The 16,693-nt window shown below is 71.0% G+C and carries 17 protein-coding genes; 11 read left to right on the top strand and 6 right to left on the bottom strand.

What is annotated here, in order from left to right:
* Positions 1 to 150: 150 nt before the first annotated feature.
* The 3 genes from ACZ4FV_RS04265 to ACZ4FV_RS04255 are packed head-to-tail and all read right to left on the bottom strand — an operon-like array spanning position 151 to position 2,167.
* Positions 151 to 444 carry a 4a-hydroxytetrahydrobiopterin dehydratase gene (locus tag ACZ4FV_RS04265; RefSeq protein WP_402231395.1) on the bottom strand — a complete coding sequence of 98 codons (294 nt, stop codon included), beginning with the start codon at positions 442 to 444 and terminating at the stop codon, positions 151 to 153.
* Positions 445 to 498: 54 nt separating this feature from the next.
* Positions 499 to 1,218 (bottom strand): helix-turn-helix transcriptional regulator, encoded by a 720-nt coding sequence (locus ACZ4FV_RS04260; protein ID WP_402231393.1) that lies wholly within the window; start codon positions 1,216 to 1,218, stop codon positions 499 to 501.
* Between the two features lie 16 nt (positions 1,219 to 1,234).
* Complete coding sequence (locus ACZ4FV_RS04255) at positions 1,235 to 2,167, bottom strand: alpha/beta hydrolase (protein WP_402231391.1); 933 nt, start codon at positions 2,165 to 2,167, stop codon at positions 1,235 to 1,237.
* A gap of 191 nt (positions 2,168 to 2,358) precedes the next feature.
* Between ACZ4FV_RS04255 and ACZ4FV_RS04250 the strand changes: the two genes are divergently transcribed.
* From ACZ4FV_RS04250 to ACZ4FV_RS04240, 3 genes are all read left to right on the top strand, one after another.
* Positions 2,359 to 3,585 carry a helix-turn-helix domain-containing protein gene (locus ACZ4FV_RS04250; protein WP_402231389.1) on the top strand — a complete coding sequence of 409 codons (1,227 nt, stop codon included), beginning with the start codon at positions 2,359 to 2,361 and terminating at the stop codon, positions 3,583 to 3,585.
* A 140-nt stretch (positions 3,586 to 3,725) separates the two neighbouring features.
* Positions 3,726 to 3,920, top strand: a complete 195-nt coding sequence (locus tag ACZ4FV_RS04245) for a hypothetical protein (protein WP_402231387.1) — start codon at positions 3,726 to 3,728, stop codon at positions 3,918 to 3,920.
* A 381-nt stretch (positions 3,921 to 4,301) separates the two neighbouring features.
* Entirely contained in the window at positions 4,302 to 4,544 is a 243-nt protein-coding gene (locus tag ACZ4FV_RS04240; protein ID WP_402231385.1) for a hypothetical protein, read from the top strand.
* A 143-nt stretch (positions 4,545 to 4,687) separates the two neighbouring features.
* On the opposite strand, the gene ACZ4FV_RS04235 is transcribed toward ACZ4FV_RS04240, so the two are convergent.
* Complete coding sequence (locus tag ACZ4FV_RS04235; protein ID WP_395858994.1) at positions 4,688 to 5,077, bottom strand: hypothetical protein; 390 nt, start codon at positions 5,075 to 5,077, stop codon at positions 4,688 to 4,690.
* A gap of 512 nt (positions 5,078 to 5,589) precedes the next feature.
* On the opposite strand from ACZ4FV_RS04235, the gene ACZ4FV_RS04230 reads away from it, so the two are divergent.
* Positions 5,590 to 6,498: an LPXTG cell wall anchor domain-containing protein gene (locus ACZ4FV_RS04230; RefSeq protein WP_395858993.1), complete on the top strand. Its 909-nt coding sequence runs from the start codon at positions 5,590 to 5,592 to the stop codon at positions 6,496 to 6,498.
* Between the two features lie 258 nt (positions 6,499 to 6,756).
* Positions 6,757 to 7,527, top strand: coding sequence for an SDR family NAD(P)-dependent oxidoreductase (locus ACZ4FV_RS04225; RefSeq protein WP_395858992.1), 771 nt, complete (start codon positions 6,757 to 6,759; stop codon positions 7,525 to 7,527).
* Positions 7,528 to 7,693: 166 nt separating this feature from the next.
* On the opposite strand, the gene ACZ4FV_RS04220 is transcribed toward ACZ4FV_RS04225, so the two are convergent.
* Positions 7,694 to 8,554, bottom strand: coding sequence for a hypothetical protein (locus ACZ4FV_RS04220; protein WP_395858991.1), 861 nt, complete (start codon positions 8,552 to 8,554; stop codon positions 7,694 to 7,696).
* A gap of 181 nt (positions 8,555 to 8,735) precedes the next feature.
* Positions 8,736 to 9,656, bottom strand: coding sequence for a LysR family transcriptional regulator (locus tag ACZ4FV_RS04215; protein WP_465321798.1), 921 nt, complete (start codon positions 9,654 to 9,656; stop codon positions 8,736 to 8,738).
* 71 nt (positions 9,657 to 9,727) lie between these two features.
* Between ACZ4FV_RS04215 and ACZ4FV_RS04210 the strand changes: the two genes are divergently transcribed.
* The 6 genes from ACZ4FV_RS04210 to ACZ4FV_RS04185 all read left to right on the top strand — a co-directional run bounded on the left by ACZ4FV_RS04210 (position 9,728) and on the right by ACZ4FV_RS04185 (position 16,493).
* Positions 9,728 to 10,447, top strand: a complete 720-nt coding sequence (locus tag ACZ4FV_RS04210) for a maleylpyruvate isomerase family mycothiol-dependent enzyme (protein WP_395858989.1) — start codon at positions 9,728 to 9,730, stop codon at positions 10,445 to 10,447.
* Between the two features lie 91 nt (positions 10,448 to 10,538).
* Positions 10,539 to 11,021, top strand: coding sequence for an NUDIX hydrolase (locus ACZ4FV_RS04205; protein WP_331771068.1), 483 nt, complete (start codon positions 10,539 to 10,541; stop codon positions 11,019 to 11,021).
* 116 nt (positions 11,022 to 11,137) lie between these two features.
* Positions 11,138 to 12,079 carry a GNAT family N-acetyltransferase gene (locus ACZ4FV_RS04200; protein WP_402231376.1) on the top strand — a complete coding sequence of 314 codons (942 nt, stop codon included), beginning with the start codon at positions 11,138 to 11,140 and terminating at the stop codon, positions 12,077 to 12,079.
* 242 nt (positions 12,080 to 12,321) lie between these two features.
* Positions 12,322 to 14,319 (top strand): IPT/TIG domain-containing protein, encoded by a 1,998-nt coding sequence (locus ACZ4FV_RS04195; protein ID WP_402231374.1) that lies wholly within the window; start codon positions 12,322 to 12,324, stop codon positions 14,317 to 14,319.
* 446 nt (positions 14,320 to 14,765) lie between these two features.
* Positions 14,766 to 16,079, top strand: a complete 1,314-nt coding sequence (locus ACZ4FV_RS04190) for a low temperature requirement protein A (RefSeq protein WP_395858985.1) — start codon at positions 14,766 to 14,768, stop codon at positions 16,077 to 16,079.
* Between the two features lie 42 nt (positions 16,080 to 16,121).
* Positions 16,122 to 16,493, top strand: a complete 372-nt coding sequence (locus ACZ4FV_RS04185; protein WP_402231372.1) for a cupin domain-containing protein — start codon at positions 16,122 to 16,124, stop codon at positions 16,491 to 16,493.
* Positions 16,494 to 16,693: the final 200 nt, after the last annotated feature.

The raw sequence follows: 16,693 nt of genomic DNA, 5'->3' as shown, positions 1-16,693 counted from the left end.
TCCGGCTCGCACCGGCGTCGTTGTGCGGCCGCCGCGTCAAGACGAGCGGACGACCGTCCACGAAGCGGAACCGGTGCCGTTGCCGCAGCAACTCGACGAGGTCTGCCCGATGTTGCCGTGGTCCGGCAGTCACCGGGGAGACCCGCAGGGCTACCTGCCCGCGATTGCGTCGATGGCGTCGGCGAGTTTGAAGTCGAGTTCCGTGACGACGCCGCCTGCCGTGTAGGTCGTCATGCTGAACCGGGTTTCCGCCCAATGGAGTTCGACATCCGGGTGATGTTCCAGTTCCTTGGCGATCAGGGCGACGCTCCCGATGAGACGGGCACCGGTCCGGAAGTCGATGGCGAAGCTCTTCGTGATGCCGGTGGTGTCTCCCGACCAGCCGTCGCGCTCGGCGAGCCGCGCGGCTACGTCCTCGGCGGCCAGGGGTGTGCGTTCTCCCACGGTGCGCTCCTCGGATACGACCGGCGGGTCCGCCGGGGTGGTGTCTTCGGATTCTCATGGGGGAGGGCCGAGGGAGGCCAGAGCGGTGGGTGGTGTCGCGTCGGCGGCGGCCGAGCCGAGGAGGAGGGTGGTCAGGTCGTGAGGGTTGGCGTGTTCACCGGTTGGCGTCGCCGCTGCGATTCGGTCCAGTCGGAAGCCTCGGCCGGCTCGGCGGGTTCGGCACCAGGCGATGAGGTACCAGCGGCCGTCGGCGGTGAGCAGCCCGGCCGGTTCCACGACGCGGTCGCTTTCGTGTCCTGTCGCGTCGGTGTACGACAGCCGCAGCACCAGGTTGTCGGCGAGGGAGCGCTCCACCGCGGTACGGATCGCCGAGTCGCCGGGGGTGGGCAGGGTGACGATTCGTGCGGCGAGTTCTCGGGCCGCCACCGAGGCGGGGCCGGTCATCGAGGCCACGATCTTCTGCGCCGCGGTGCGGGCCGCGCCGGCGTAGGGGGTGGAGGCGTCGGCCGCGGCCAGTGCGGCGGTCAGCGCCGAGGCCTCGTCGAGGGTGAGGTGGATCGGGGGCAGGGTCGTCTTCGGGTCGATCGACCAGCCGCCGCCGCGCCCGGGTATGGAGCGCACCGGGACACCGGCCTGCATCAGGGTTTGCAGGTCGCGCTGTACCGTGCGGGTGCCGACCTCGAACCGCGCGGCGAGCCTCGCGACCGTCAGAGGCCGCGGCGCCGCCGCGCGCAACTCTTCGACCAGCGCGTACAGCCGCGCAGCGCGTTTCATGCCGCCGACGCTACCTTCACGCCGAGGCCAGGAAGTCCCGCTGTCGCCGCAGCTCCCGCTCGGTGATGGTCAGCGGAAACAGCGTGAAGCCGTGCATCGCGCCGGCGACGACATCGAGGTGCACGCGCGCACCCGCCGCCTGCCATCGCGCGGCCAGGAACAGCGAGTCGTCCAGCAGCGGATCCTCGGTTCCGACGACGATCCGGGCGGGCGGCAGCCCGGTCGGATCCGCGAACAGGGGCGAGACCTCCGGTGCGCGGCGCTGCTCTTCTCCTATCCCCGGCGTGAACAGCTCATAGCCGCTTCGAAGCGTGTCGGTGTTGCTCAGCAACTGTCGGGAGCCGAACCTGCGCTGGCTCGGCGTCATCGACAGGTCGTACGGGCCGAAGAGCAGGTGGGCCGCCCGGAACGCGCCGGTGATGCCGTACCGGTCGCGAAGGCGCAGCAGGGTCAGGACACTCAGGTGGGCGCCGGCCGATTCGCCGCCGATCAGCAGCCGTTCGGTACCGAACTCGGCGGCGGCGTGTTTCACCAGCCACCGGGCGGCGGCCTCGCAGTCGTCGGGCCCGGCGGGGAACGGATGTTCCGGTGCGAGGCGGTACTCGACGCTCACCACGGCCAGCCGCGCCTGCTCGGCGAGCTGCCAAAGCCGCTCGTCCTGACCGCCCGCGGACCCGAACACCCAGCCGCCTCCGTGAATGTGCAGGTACACGCCGTCGGTGTGGTCCGGTTCGAAGACCCGTACCTTCACGCCGCCGTCGACGACGCGGTCCCGGCCGTGCGGCAGCCGCACGGGCGGCGTGTCCCCGCCGAGCCGGTTGCGCCGCAGGAGCGCCAGCGTGGCCGGACTCGGCGCCTGCGCCCGAGTCGGTCGGCTCGCGGCGGCAGCCTCGAACTGCGCGTTGAAGGCCAGGGTTTCGGGGAGGCAGTCCTCATCCGTGATCGTCATGCCGTCGACGGTCGCAGCCCCCCGCGACAACACCCTGTCACCCTTTCTTCGCGCGCTTTGTGATCCGGGTCATGATCCCGTTCCGCGACCCCTGCGCCGAGGTTGCGGCGCGTGTGTCGATCGGAACTTCATGCCGGTCGTTTGCGGCGTACCGTGGCCAAAGGTTCACACATCACCTTCTGGGGGCATCCATGGACGTGCCGGCCGACCTGTCGATGGGCGAGCGGATCGAGTGGTTGCGGACGCGGCGAGGCATGAGTCGACCCGTGCTGGCCGGTCTGTGCGGTCGTGGCCCCGACTGGCTGAAGAAGATCGAGAGCGGCGAGCGTGAACTGCGCGACCACAGGCTGATCCTGAGGCTGGCGTCTGCACTCGGAGTGACGGACCTCGGGGTCCTGACCGGCACCGGAGAGGTGATGCAGCCCGTGTCCCCAGCCCTGCACCACGAGTCGATCCCAGCCATTTGGGCAGCGGTCAAGAAGCGCAACTACTCTGCGGTGCGCCCGGATGCTCCACCGGACGTTCCAGCGCTCCGTGGCCGCGTCGATGCGGCTTGGCGGCTGTGGCACTCGTCCCGGTACAACCGCACCGAGGTCGGCGAATTGTTGCCCGACCTGATCGGTGCCGGCGAGGTCGCGGTCCGCGCCCTGGACGGGCCGCAGCGCCGGGACGCGTACGCGGTGCTCGCGACGATCTACCACCTCGCGCAGCAACACATCGCGTACATCGCTCCAGCGGAACTCGTGTGGGTGGTGGCCGACCGGGGGATGTCGTCGGCGCAGTATGCGGACACCCCGGAGGCTCTGGCCGGTGCGGCCTGGTGCTACGGAAACGCGTTGCGCGAGACGGCCGACGGGGACGAGGCGCTGGCCGTGGTGACCGATGCCGCCGAGGCGATGCGCCCGCATTTGGACGATCTCGGCGACGACGCCCGTGGGTTGTACGGCGCGCTGCACCTGCACGCGGCGATCACCCACGCGAAGTACGGCCACGACGGCGACGCCTGGGCACACTGGCAGCGCGGCGACGCCACCGCGAAGAGCCTGCCGGCGGGCTACCTGCACCCGTGGACCGTATTCGGACGGCCGAACGTCGACATCCACGCCGTTTCGGTGGCGGCCGATCTGCTGCGCGCGGGCACCGCGCTGGAGTACGCGGATCGCATCGACCCGGAGAGCATGCCGTCCATGGAACGCCAGTCGAGATTGTGGACGGAGAGCGCCCGCAGCCACGTTCAGCGGGGCGAGCACACGGCGGCGCTGCACCTGATGCAACGGGCGGTGGGTGCGGGCCCGGAGGCGGTCAGGTACACCCCGGCCGCACGTGGGGTGGTCGCCGAGTTGTGGCGCACGACACGAGGTCCGCTTCGGCGTGAGGTGGTGGAACTCGCTGAGAACGTAGGCGTCGTCGAGGGCTGATTCGTTCGACGTCGATACGGCGACTACGGCGACGACAGGGACGGATCGTCCCCTCCGCATAGGGGGACAATCCGTCCCTGTTGCTGCGTGTGCATTCGGTTACGTTCTCGGCACTGTCCGCCGCCACCGCGAGGGATGCCATGCCCCACCATCAGTGCACGCACGCCGCGCTCACCCCGGACGTTTGCCCGACGCTCGACTCCGAGACCGGCGAACTGCGGCTGCGGATAACGCTCTACGCCGTGGACGAGCCCATCGAGCACCTGGATCTCGTCCTGTCCGGGCCCGAGGTGTCCGACCTGGTCGACGTGGTGTGCCCGTCGGTGACGAGGTGACCGTGGATCGGTCCACTGCGGCCGTCATCCGTGTCGGTCCTTCAGGCGACGAGCACCATCCCATCCGGATCGAAGTCCCCGGCCGTGCGCCGTTGGACGTGACGCGGGCCGAGCTCACGGCGCTGGTGCACGAGTCTCGGATGTATCTGATGCGGACGTTTCCGACTCCGCCGCTCGGTCGGATCTCGAACTCGGGTGGGTGAACCCCGCCCGATGCCGCACGCTGTCGTCACCTGCGGGCGGTGGCGCCCGGTCCCGCAGCCACCGGCGCGGTTGCGGGACCGGGTTCGTCACTCTCTCCCGGCCGGGATCGCCCGACCGCCACCGACTGCCGTGACTGCCACTACCACCCCACCCCACCCCACACCTGGAGGAGAGGCCATGACTCGGCCCGAGCGTGACTGGAAGCTGCTTCGATTCGAGTACGACCCCGACCTGCTGAAGGCGCAGTACGAGCTGCCGACCGGCGAGTATCGGTGGCAGACGTTCGCCGTGCCCAGCGGCACGTTGCCCGCGCTGGTCGGGGCTCTTCTGGCGCACGCCGACCAGAACGAGCGCACGGACATCCTGCGCGCGGAGGTCGAGCGGAACGACGAGGCGATGTCAGCCAGTACAGGGCGATGACCGATCGCACGCGAGCGCCGTCGTGGCTGCCCGAGTTCCTCCGCCACGGCAACACGCTGCGGTGATCGCAAGTCCCGGCCGCACCCGGTTTCGGATCCGTTTCCGCGAGGAGCGCCGCGCCGCCGGTCGGGTGGTCCGCCGGTTCAGCGCGGGCCCGAAGGGCCTCGCGCGATGGTCGAGAAGATGTCCGGCTGTGCGGCGAGGGTGAACAGTTCGGGTCCTGTGAGTGGGGGGCCGCCCAGCAGTGCGCCGGTCCGACTGTTGCGGGTGCCCGACATGAGTGCGCGTGCGGTGCCGTCCGGCATCAGGATGAGGACTTCCACGGTCGTGTCGCCGTCGTCGAGGGTTCGTGAACCGGTGACGGTCCGCGAGCCGTCGGGGAGGGTTCCGCGTACGCAGTCGGTCCAGGCGGGGAGTGCTCCTCCGGTCTCCTGCTGGCGCCAGTCCCCGCACGGCAGATACGCGGTGCGCCGCAGCGCGTGGTAGCGGGTCGTGACGAACTCGTCGAACAGACGCTCCTTCTCGGGTCTCATCCTGGTGTGCCCCCATGAGGTCGACGACGATTTGTCATACCGGTCAGGCGGGATCGGCCTCCCGAAATATTGCGTGCGGCCACGCGCGGTCGGGTTCGCCGGACGGTGCCGGTCCTACCGGTGGGTAGGACGTCCGGTCCCGAACACGACGCCCACCGCCGTCGTCGGTGCGGCGCTCGGCGGGCCCGGCCGGGTAACTCGGCGTGCCGACAGGGGAGTTGGGCACGCACAGTAGACGCGCTTTTACCCGGATGAAGGCCGAGGCCCCGTCCGCCCGGGGGCCCGCCTTGCGTTCGCGAGCCGAGCCGACATAATCCAAGCCTTCGGGGCAATCCCGGGATCGCTCGTTCGTCCGACCGTCTTTCACGCTCCCTGCACGTTCTCCACGTTCTCCACGTTCTCCGAGCTCCCAAGCTCTCCGCGCTCTCCGGACGTTCGTCGGACGCTCGCCGGACGACGGGCGCGGGTTCGTCCCGAAGCAGGCACCCCCTTCCAGTTTCAGGAGCACTTCAGTGCAGCTGCACATCAGCAGGCACATATCGGGCGCCGTCGGCGTCGGTGTACTCGCACTCGCGCTGCCGGTCGTCATGGCCGGCACCGCAGAGGCCAAGCAGGACCACGACACCTGCGCCCGGGTCGGCGTGGAGTACTCGCTCGACGGCGGCAAGCACTGGACCACCAGCGGCCGGATGGACGGCACCCTGGTGACCCGGATCGAGGTCCGGCTCAAGGACAAGCCGAAGAACAAGTGCGAGTACGCGGTTTCGCTCGCCTCGTACAACACCGAGGGTCCGACCTGGCCGACCTCGGGCACCCAGAAGTTCCTCGGCTGGGACTCCAAGAAGCTCAGCAAGAAGAACCCGAAGGTCACGCTCGACGTGAGCGCGTACCGACCGACCTGCTTCGGGCAGGTCGACCTGTACGGGAACGGCAAGAAGTACGACGGCGTGGCCAACCCGCTGCCGGCGTACCCCCGCAGCACGATCGCGAACCTGATCACGGCGTGGAACGGCGGCGACAAGTGCGCCCCGCCGACCACGACGCCGCCGACGACAAAGCCGCCGACGACGAAGCCCCCGGTGGAGACCACCAAGCCGCCGGTCGAGACCACGAAGCCGCCCGTCGAGACCACGAAGCCGCCGACGGCATCCACCAAGCCGCCGGTGGAGACCAGCAAGCCCGCGACCTCCTCCTCGGCCCCCGCCGTCGAGGAGACCAGCAGCACGCCGCCCGTCGGCAAGCCCGAGGTGACCCCGGTCGACGACACCGCCCCCGCGTCGCTCGCGGAGACCGGTTCGGACAACTCGAGCGCGATCGTGCTCGGCGCCTCGGCCGGCGTACTCCTGGTCGGTGGCCTCGGCGCCTTCGCCTGGAGCCGCCGCCGCAACAGCACCGGCACCGGCACCGGCACCACCGCGTAAGCCACGTAATCACCACCGGGCAGGCCGCCCGAGACTCCCACCCCGGAGCCTCGACAGGACCCGCCGGTGACACCACGTACGGCCCGGCCGGGACATCCCGGCCGGGCCGTACGCGTGCGTGCGGCGGGTTCGTCGGCGACATCCCGCCGCCTCGTCGATGACCCTGGTTTCCCCAACCCGCCTGTGGCACGATCCGTCACCTCTGGTCGTGGGCGCCCTTTCGCGTCCCATACCGCTCTCGTCCGATGGAGTGAACGTATGTCGATAGCCCACGTGTCCGGCCGGTTCGACGGCAAGACCGCGGTGGTCACCGGAGCGGGTTCGGGGGTCGGCCGCGCGACCACGCTGCGCCTGGCGGCGGAGGGCGCGAACGTGTTCGCGCTGGACATCGCGGCGGCGGCGCTGGCCGAGACCGCGGAACTGGCGGCCGGGCTCGCGGGGAAGGTCGTCACCCGGGTCACCGACGTGGCGGACCGGGACGAGTGCTTCACGGCGGTGGCGGCGGCAGTGGCCGAGTTCGGCGGGCTGGACGTACTGGGCAACGTGGCCGGCATCGCGCGGGCCGAGCACGTCCTGGAGGTCACCGAGGCGGACTACCGGCGGATGATGGGCGTCAACATCGACGGCTACTTCTTCATGTGCCAGGCGGCCATCCCACACCTGCTCGAGCGTTCCGGCAACATCGTCAACATCGCGTCCAACGCCGCTGTGATGGGCCTGGCGTACAGCGTGGTCTACACCATGAGCAAGGGCGCCGTGGTGCAGTTGACCCGGTCGCTGGCCTGGGAGTTCGCCAAGCAGCCGCTGCGCGTGAACGCGATCGCGCCGGGCGGGATCGACACCAACCTGGTCGCCAACTACCAGATGCCGGCGGACGTCGACTGGGATCTGGTCGGCCGGGCGATGACGCCGCGCCCGATGGCCCAGCCGGAGGACATCGCCGCGATGTTCTCCTTCGTGGCCTCCGAGGAGGCCCGCAACGTGCACGGCGCCGTCCTGCACAACGACAGCGGCCTGACCGCAGGCTGACGCCACGCGCGGTCGAGCGCGGGAGGCGCGCGAAAAGCGCAACGCGCGCGACGCCCGAAAAGCACACGACCCGGTCCACCACGGTCACGCGACCGTGGTGGACCGGGTCGATTCGGCCGGCGCCGTGCCGGGCGAACCCCGGAGCCCGCGACGGCAACCGTCGTTGCTACGACGGCGCTCCGGCGGCGCGGCGGTCCAGGGAGTCGCCGACGAGGTGGTAGATCGCGTTCGTGGCCGCGGTGTGCTTGGCGACCTCGCCGGGATCGCGGTCCTTGCCGTCCATGCGGCCGGTCATCTCGTAGATGAAGTAGCGGTACAGCGACTCGTGTATCCAGGTGTAGGCGGCTTCGGGCGCGAACACCTCGGTCTCCCGGTTGGTCGGGGGAGTGACCTGGTTGTAGTAGCCGGCGTTGGACTGGGCGAGCGTCGCGGCGGCGATGGCGGTGGGCATCGTGAGCACGCCGACCGTCGTCTGTACGTTGTTGGCCTTGTCCACGTATAGCGCGGAGACCGCCCGCACGCAGCCCAGTTGTTTGATCAGCTCGGCGGCTTCGCCGGAGGCCATCGGGGTACAGTCCTCCAGGACCTTCACGCAGGTCCGGGTCAGGGTGCCGCCCTGGTACTTGTAGGGAAGCTGGGCCAGGCCGAAGACCTCGTCGACAGTCACCGGCTTGGGGTCGGTCCCCGCCGAGCGCAGATCCTCACGGGTGAGTGTCCCGCGCGTGGGCTTGTCGGTCGCGGTGACGGTGGCGCAGGGCCGCAACGGCTTGCCCGTCGAGGACGTGGTCGGCGAGGCGGCCCCCGCGGCCCCGGTGGCGGGCGGCGTGCCGGGCGCGGCCGCAGACGCCGACCCGGGGGTCTGCGATCCGCTCGCCGGGGGCGGCGCGGCAGCCTTCTTCCTGTCGTCTCCGCCGCACGCGGTGGAGCCGGCCAACAGGGCCAACGCGCACGCCGTCACGGCGAGCCCGCGAACTCGCTTGCGCCGCCCGGCGCGAACGGAATCGCGAACAGAATCATGCTCGGACATCGGGGACCCGTTTCGAATCGCGGCCGACACCCACCGCTGTGCCCGGCCGCCGTGGGATCCGGTGCAGCGGCCGGATTTCGTCGTACCGGCTGATAATCGTGGGAAACCTACCATCCGGTGACACGGCAAGATCAACCATGTGGGGCGAGAGCACGATCTCCGCGCGAAATGGATATGCCGATCAGACCGTGTGGTTTCCGGACTCGGGCAGGCTCTCGAGCAGGCGGGTCAGCAGTCGCCCGGCCGCCGGACCGGTCGGGCCGTCGGTCGGCCAGGCGAGGGCGATGCGGCCGCGGGGGCTCGGGTCGGTGAGGTACAGGGTGCGCAGACCGGCCACGGTCGCCATGGCGGGAGGCAGGGCCGGGAGTACGGCCACGCCGAGGCCCCGGGCGGCCAGTTGTACCAGCAGTTCGGGCGCGGCGGCCTCGAACGCGATGCGTGGGCGGAATCCCGCCTCGGCGCACGCGCGGTCGAGGGTCCCGCGCAAACCGGTGCCACGCAGCAGGCTGATCAGCGGACGATCGCGCAGTTCGGCCAGCGGGACGCTGGTGCGGCCGGGTGTCAACAGCGGATCGTCCGGGGCCGTCGCGACGACCAGCGGTTCGTCGACGAGCACCCGGAAGGTGAGGCCCGGCGGGGGCTCCGGGTCCACGATCCCGACCATCGCGAGGTCGAGTTCGCCGCGGCGCAGGGCGGCGAGCATGTGCTCCGACGTGTCCTCGGTGAGCGCGATCTCGACCCGGGGGTGCTCGTCGTGGAAGTCGGCGAGCACCGAGGCCACGTCGAACTCGTGGGTCGCGGCGCCGGAGACCAGGCCGAGGGTGACCCGGCCGCGCAGCAGGCCGGTGAACTCCTCGACGGTGTGCCGGACTCCCTCGACGGCCGCAAGTGCCGCCCGCGCGTACGGCAGGACCGCCTCGCCCACCGGCGTCGGTGTCACCGTCCGTCCGGAGCGGTCGAGCAACGGTTGGCCGAGTTCGCGTTCCAACTGCCGGATCTGGGCGCTGATACCCGGCTGCGCGAGGTGCAGGCGGGCGGCGGCACGAGTGAAGTTGGCCTCCTCCACCACGGCGACGAAGTACTGCAACTGCCGGAGTTCCATAACCATCGATTCTAGCTCCGAGAAAAGATGCGTCTTGGACTTATCGATCACGGCTCGCCACGCTTGATCACATGACCGGCCCCGCGAACCCACCGCCACCACCGAACGACCCGAATCCCCAGAAGGACCCGAGCACCGCGAGCACCCCGAGCCCCAACACCCCACCGCCCGCCGCCGCGCGACTCAAGGCCGCAATCGCTTCCGAACGCCGGGACCTGGCCGCCCTGTTGGCCGATCTCCGAGCCGACCAGTGGGACGCGCCGTCGCTCTGCGCCGGGTGGCGGGTGCGCGAGGTGGCCGCCCACATGTCGATGGGCTTTCGCTACTCGCTGCCCCGCGTCGGCCTGGAACTGCTCAAGTCCGGAGGCAATCTGCATCGCACGACCGACCGCCTGGCCCGCGCGGACGCGGCCGCGCTGTCGACGCACGAGATCGCCGCCGCGCTCGCCGACAACGCGGAGCACCCCTGGAAGCCGCCGGGTGGGCGTACGGCGGGCCTGGGTCACGACGTGGTGCACGGCCTGGACATCACGGTCGCGCTCGGCCTGGATCGCACCGTCCCCGAGGACCGGTTGCGCATCCTGCTGGACGCGATCAGCCCCCGGGGCGTCAAGTTCTTCGGCGTCGACCTGACCGGTGTGCACCTGCGTGCCGACGACCTGGACTGGTCCTACGGCACCGGTACGCCACTGACCGGCTCGGGCCAGGACCTGCTCCTGGTCGCGTTCGGCCGTCGGCTCCCGCCCGGTCGGCTGCGCGGCGAGCATCGGGACCGCTTCGTCACCGGGTGATTCGGAGTAGTCGTGGTGAGTCTCGGTGAGTCGTGTGGTGCCGGGAACCCGCCCGCTCCGGGCCGGTTCCGATGCGGTTAGGGTCGATCGGGTGACCAAAGAGTTCCTGCCGCCCGAGCAGTGGTACGAGCAACTGCCCACCCTGTACGCAGCCGCCTCCGCGCTGATCACCGATGTCGAGGACCGGGTGCTCCTGGTCAAACCCAACTACCGCGACTATTGGAATCTGCCCGGCGGCTTCGTGGATCGCAACGAGTCGCCGCACGACGCGTGCGCGCGTGAACTTCGTGAGGAACTGGGACTCGACCTGGACGTCGGCGAGTTGCTGGTGATCGACTGGGTGCCCGAGCAGGATCCCAGGCCGCGACCGCTGACCGGCTGGACCTTCGACGGCGGCACCCTGACGCCCGAGCGGATCGCCGCGATCCGGATCCAGGAGGACGAACTCGACGACTACGCCTTCGTCACCCTCGACCGAGCCGCGCAGCTCCTGCCGAGCACCGTCGCCCCGCGCGTGCCGGCAGCGATGGAGGCCCGCGGCCTCGGCCGCGCCGTGTACCTGCCGAGGCACTGACTCGAACGCGTACCCGCCGAGGCCCCGACCCGAACGGACAGCAACCGCGCCCCGCGCGTAGATTCGACGCCTGCTTCGCATTCGCGAACATCACCCACAGGCGCCCGGAGGCAAGGTTGTCGTCGTTCCGTTCCATCACCGAATCCGATCTCCCGCACGTCCTCGCCTGCGAGGTCGACGAGCCGATCGGCTCGATCTCCGCCGATCGGTACCTCGCCGAGGCGGCGGACGGGATGTATCGGCCGGAGTGGACCTGGATCGCCGAGCAAGACGGCCGGATCCTGGCCCGCGCGCTGTGGTGGGGCCCGGCCGACAGCGCGCATCCGGTCGCGTTGGACTGCCTGTACGTCGACTCGCGGGTCGAGGACCGGGCCGCGATCGGCGCGGAGTTGATCGCGGCGAGCCTGCGGGCGTTCCGCGCGGCCGGTGCGGACCGGCTGCCGTTGTACAACGTGACGTTGACCGGGGGGTGGCGCGAGGACCCCGCCGCCTCGGCCGCACTCGCCTGGCGGCGCGAAGCCGCGTTCGCGGCCGGTCTGAGCCACGAGGTCGAGCGGTTGCGTTTCGAGTGGTCGCCGGACGTGGGCGTACCGGCCGGCTCCGGACGACTCACCTTCACCGAGGCCGACGACGACGCGTTCCTCGCCGTGTTCCGGCGGATCGCCGAGGGCAGTCTGGACGCGGAGACGCGCAAGGGCCTGGCCGCGCACGGCCCGGAGGTCGTCGCTCGGCAGGAGATGGACTTCTATCTCGGCTGCCCGGGCCGGCGCGAGTGGTGGCGCTTGGCGCACACCGCCGACGGCACCCTGGTCGGCCTGGCCATCCCGTCCGCGACGCCCTACCACCCCAACGTCGGGTACCTGGGCGTCGTCCCCGAGTTGCGCGGCCGCGGCTACGTCGCCGACCTGCTCGCCGAGATCACCCGCCTGCACGCCGCCCGAGGCGCCGAAGTGATCACCGCCACCACCGACACGACGAACGCTCCGATGGCCGCCGCCTTCCGCCGGGCCGGCTATCGCACCACCGAGGTCCGCATGGTCTTCTCCGCCCCCGAGTAGCCGCCGGTCGAGCGCCCCCGCCCGCACCTACACCAACTCCCGCCCCATCGCCGTCATTTGGCCATTTCGGTCACACGGCCACCCGCTCGCCCGGTACGTTTCCGGCGATGCACCGACGAATCGCGATCCGTGATTCGCGGCCGTCTCGATTCGGGTGGGGGCCCGAGGGTCGTACGGGGCGGGGATCGACGTGCCCCGATGGAGACGGCCGGGTGTGGTCCATCTTCAGGGAGGGGATCCCGATGTCGCTCCGTTCCGTGTTCCACGGCCACGAACCCAACCGCCGGCGCCGCCGCTCAGCCGACGCACCCGACACGCGCCACGTGCACCGAACGCGCCACCCGTACGGCCCCCACCGACTCCGCAACCCCCGCAGGCCGATCGCCCTGATCGCCGCCGTGACCCTGTTCCTCGCCTGCCTGGTCGCCCAGGCCGCACCCGCCTCCGCCGCGCGTCCCGGCGTGTCCGCCTACGTCGCCAACTCGGGTTCGAACACGGTGTCCGTGATCGACACCGCGAACAACACCACCACGGCGACCATCCCGGTGGGCAGCGGTCCCTACGGGCTGGCCGCCAACCACGCGGGTACCCGGGTGTACGTGGCCAATTTCGGCTCTGCCGGCGTCTCCGTGATCGACACCGCGACCGACACCGTCACCGGCACCATCGCCACAGCCGGCGCGCCGTTCGCGATGGCCGTCGACCCGACCGACACCCGCCTGTACGTCGCCCAGAACAATTCCGTTCTGGTCGTGGACCTCGCGACCAATACCCCCACCGCCACCATCGCGGTCGGCACCAACCCGATCGCGGTACTGGTCGCCCCGGACGGTGCGCACGTGTACGCCGTCAACAACGCCGGCCACAACGTCTCGGTGATCGACACCGCGACCGCCGGCGTCGGCGCGACCATCGCACTCGGCGGCTCGCCCGACGGTGCCGCGCTCAGTCCCGACGGCAGGCGCCTGTACGCCGTGGACGACCAATCCGGCCTGTGGGTCCTCGACCTGACCGCCGGCGGTGCGCTCGCCGCCACCGTCCCGATCGCCGAGGGCAGCAACGTCGCGGTGAACGCGGCCGGGACCAGGGCCTACGTCTCCGCGTTCCCGGCCGCCGTCAAGGTGGTCGACCTGACCACGAACACGGTGATCGACAGCGTGGCGGTGGGCAGCTATCCGGCCAACCTCACGCTGCACGTCGCGGGCGGATTCGTGTACACCACCAACGCCGTGTCCGGGGACGTGTCGGTGATCGACACCGCGTCCGACACCGTGGTGGCCACCATCCCGGTCGGGAACACCCCGTACGGCATCGTCGTCGTCGGCGTCCCGCAACCGCGCACCGTCACCTCGGTGACCCCCGGCTCAGGCCCCGCGGCCGGCGGCACCGCGGTGACCGTCACCGGGACCGGATTCACCGGCACCACCGCCGTCGCGTTCGGCGCGACCCCCGCTCCCTCCTACACCGTCGTCGACGACACCACCATCACCGCGACCGCGCCGCCCGGCACACCCGGCACCGTGGACGTCACCGTGACCGGCCCGGGCGGCACCAGTGCGACCACACCCGCGGACCGCTTCACCTACCTGGCCGCCCCGACGGTCACCTCGATCAGCCCCGGCTCCGGCCCCGCGGCCGGCGGCACCGTGGTCACCATCACCGGCACCAACCTCGCCGGCGCGACCGGCATCACCTTCGGCCCCGGCCGGCCCGCCGGCTCGGTGTCCTGCACCGCGACGACGTGCACGGCGACCGCGCCGCCCGGTCCGGCCGGTTCGGTGGACGTACAGGTGAGCACCGCCGGCGGAACCAGCGCGACCGGTCCCGGCGACCGATACACCTATATCGCGAGCGCGGCCGACGTGGCGGTGACACTCCGGGCCACCGGCGTGCCGTCGTTGTTCAACGCGCGCATCGACTACACGGTAACCATCACCAACAGGGGCCCGGACGCGCTCGGTTCGGCCACCGTCACGGCGCCGCTGCCGGTCCCGATGATCGTCACGTCGCCGGACTGCTCGGTGGCCAATCGCACGGTGACCTGCACGGTCGGCCCGCTGGCCGGAAACGCGGCGACCACCCGGCACTTCACCGCACCGGTCGCCCTGCTCAGCCTGGGCGCCGAGTACGAGGTCACCGCGAGCCGTGTGGCGAGCACGCCCAACGACCCCAATCCGGCCAACAACAGTTCCTCGGCTTCGTGCACCGCGGTCACGTCGCTGCTCATCTTCTGCTCCTGAGCCGGCCTCGCTTGCGGATGGTCGGTCCGCGCGGGTTCGGGGCGACCGGTCCGCGCGGTTCCGGGCGGCCGGGCCGTGTCGGCCCCGTGCGGGGGCGCGACGGCCGGACGCGCGAGCGGGCGTCGGCCGCGGACAGCCGATATACGCGGGCCGCCGTCGGTGCCGGGTAGCCGGAACACGCGAGCCACTGCCCCGAACCGCTTCCGACGGGTAGACAGGACACCTGCGGCGGGGCGGACTACCGGCCCGCCGCAGCGTGTGCCCGGGCTACGCCGATCGCGAACGCGACGGAATCCCCCTGTGCCGAAGCGGAAGTCGCGATGATGATGGGCCCGCGCACGCGCGCGACTCCACTCCGGACCGGGTCGCATCTCGGTCGGATCGCACTTCGGTGCCGCGCCTCGGCCCCCCGATGGGCGCACCCCGGGACACACGAAAGCGAACGCATGAGCCCCTCCTCGACACCCCGTGAACCCGATCGGATCGACGCCTCGATACCGGCGCAGTCCGCATCCGCGAAGACGCCGCCGGCCGGATCCGTACCCGAACCCGCAGCCACGCCCGGACCCGAATTCGACCTCGGCTACGAGATTCCCCTCGAACTCCCGCACGACCCGATCGAGACGCCGGCCGAGAACGAGCGGCCCACCGGTGTGACCCCGATCGAGCTGTTCTTCGACCTCGTCTTTGTCTTCGTGCTCACTCAGGCCACCCACCAGGTGGAGTCGCACCCGGGCTGGACCGGGCTGCTCCAGGGCATGTTGCCGCTGGCGGCGATGTGGTGGATGTTCGGCGCGTTCAGTTGGTTGACGAACGCGGTCCGTCCCGACGCGACGGTGGTCCGGCTGCTGCTGGCGCTCACGATGACTTCGTTCTTCGTGATGGGCCTGGACCTTCCGTACGCGTTCGACCCGGACGGCTGGGCATTCGGCCTCGCGTTCCTGGTCGCCGTCGGGATGCACGTAGCGCTGTTCCTGACCGCGTCCGAACCCTCGGCCCGCTCCGGGATCCTGCGCCTCGCGCCGTTCAACGCGGCGGGCGGCCTGCTGATCCTGGTCGCGCCGCACCTGCCGGACGCAGGCACCTGGGCCTGCTGGGTGGCGGCCGTGGTGGTGATGTACCTGTCGATGGTGATCGGTCGGATCCGCGGCTTCGTGGTCGAGCCGCACCACTTCGTCGAGCGGCACGGCCTGATCATCCTGATCGTGCTCGGCGAATCGGTCGTGGCCGTCGGCATCGGAGCGGGCGGTCGACCGGTCGACTGGAAGCTTGCGGGGGGCATCCTGCTCGGCATCGCGGTCGCCACCGGCATCTGGTGGACCTACTTCGGCGGCGACGACGAACGCACCGTGCGCGCCATGTCGGAGGCGTCGGTCGAGCGTCGCCAGATGCTCGGCTACGTGGCGTTCGGCCTGGCCCACGCGGTGATGATCGCGGGTATCGTGCTGATCGCGGCGGGCATCTCGGACGCCATCCATCACCTGGGCGGCGACACGAACCGTTGGTGGCTGGGGGCCGGCCTGGCCACCTTCCTGGCGGGTCACGCGTGGCACCGCTTCGTGTTGGCCACCGGCCCGGTCCAGGGACACATCGTCACCGCGGTGGTGGCGGTACCCCTCGTCGCGTCCGTCGCGGGCACGGGCTGGGCGGTACTCGCGGTCGCCACGGCGCTCCTCGCGATCATGACCGTGTCCGACCACCTCCGCCAGGTCCGCGCGGCGGAGGAGCCGGACGCGCGGCAGGTGACCTCGGCCGGCTGACCCTTTGGGGCCGGGGAGCCTGCTCTGCTAGCGTCCCCGGCCATGAACGACAGCGTGTACGTGGGCAACGCGGGCCCGGACGCGGCGCTGGACCGGGGTTGGCTGCTCGGCCATTTCAAGGACGTCGGCGACCCTCGGCACAGCGAGGCGGTGGAGATCAAGTGGGGTGTCCACCCACCCGGCGACGCGCGCGCCGAGTGGGTGAGCGGTGAGGCGCGGACCGCGCTGCTGATCCTGATCAGCGGCCGGTTCCGGGTCGAACTGCCGGGCCGCAGCGTTTTGTTGGCGAAGCAGGGCGACTACGTGGTGTGGGGTCGCGGTGTCGACCACTCCTGGGCGGCCGAGGAGGAGTCGGTGGTGCTCACGGTGCGGTGGCCGTCCGTGCCGGGGTATCGGGTGGGCGAACCCACCTGAGCCGCGGCGCCGGCGCCGCGGCCCACCACAGGGCCGGCCACCGTGTCGGCCGACCTTCAGGGCGGTGCCTCTCCGGCCGACGCTTTTCGGCCGGCGCCTTCCGGGCGGCGCCTCCCACGCGGTGACGAACGGCACCGTGCATTGCTCGCGCGACCTGTTGTACGACGAGCAGCTCATCTCATACGCTCCGCAAGCCGACC

The organism is Embleya sp. NPDC025285, from assembly GCF_055558835.1.
This window is presented reverse-complemented; position numbering and strand designations above follow the sequence as displayed.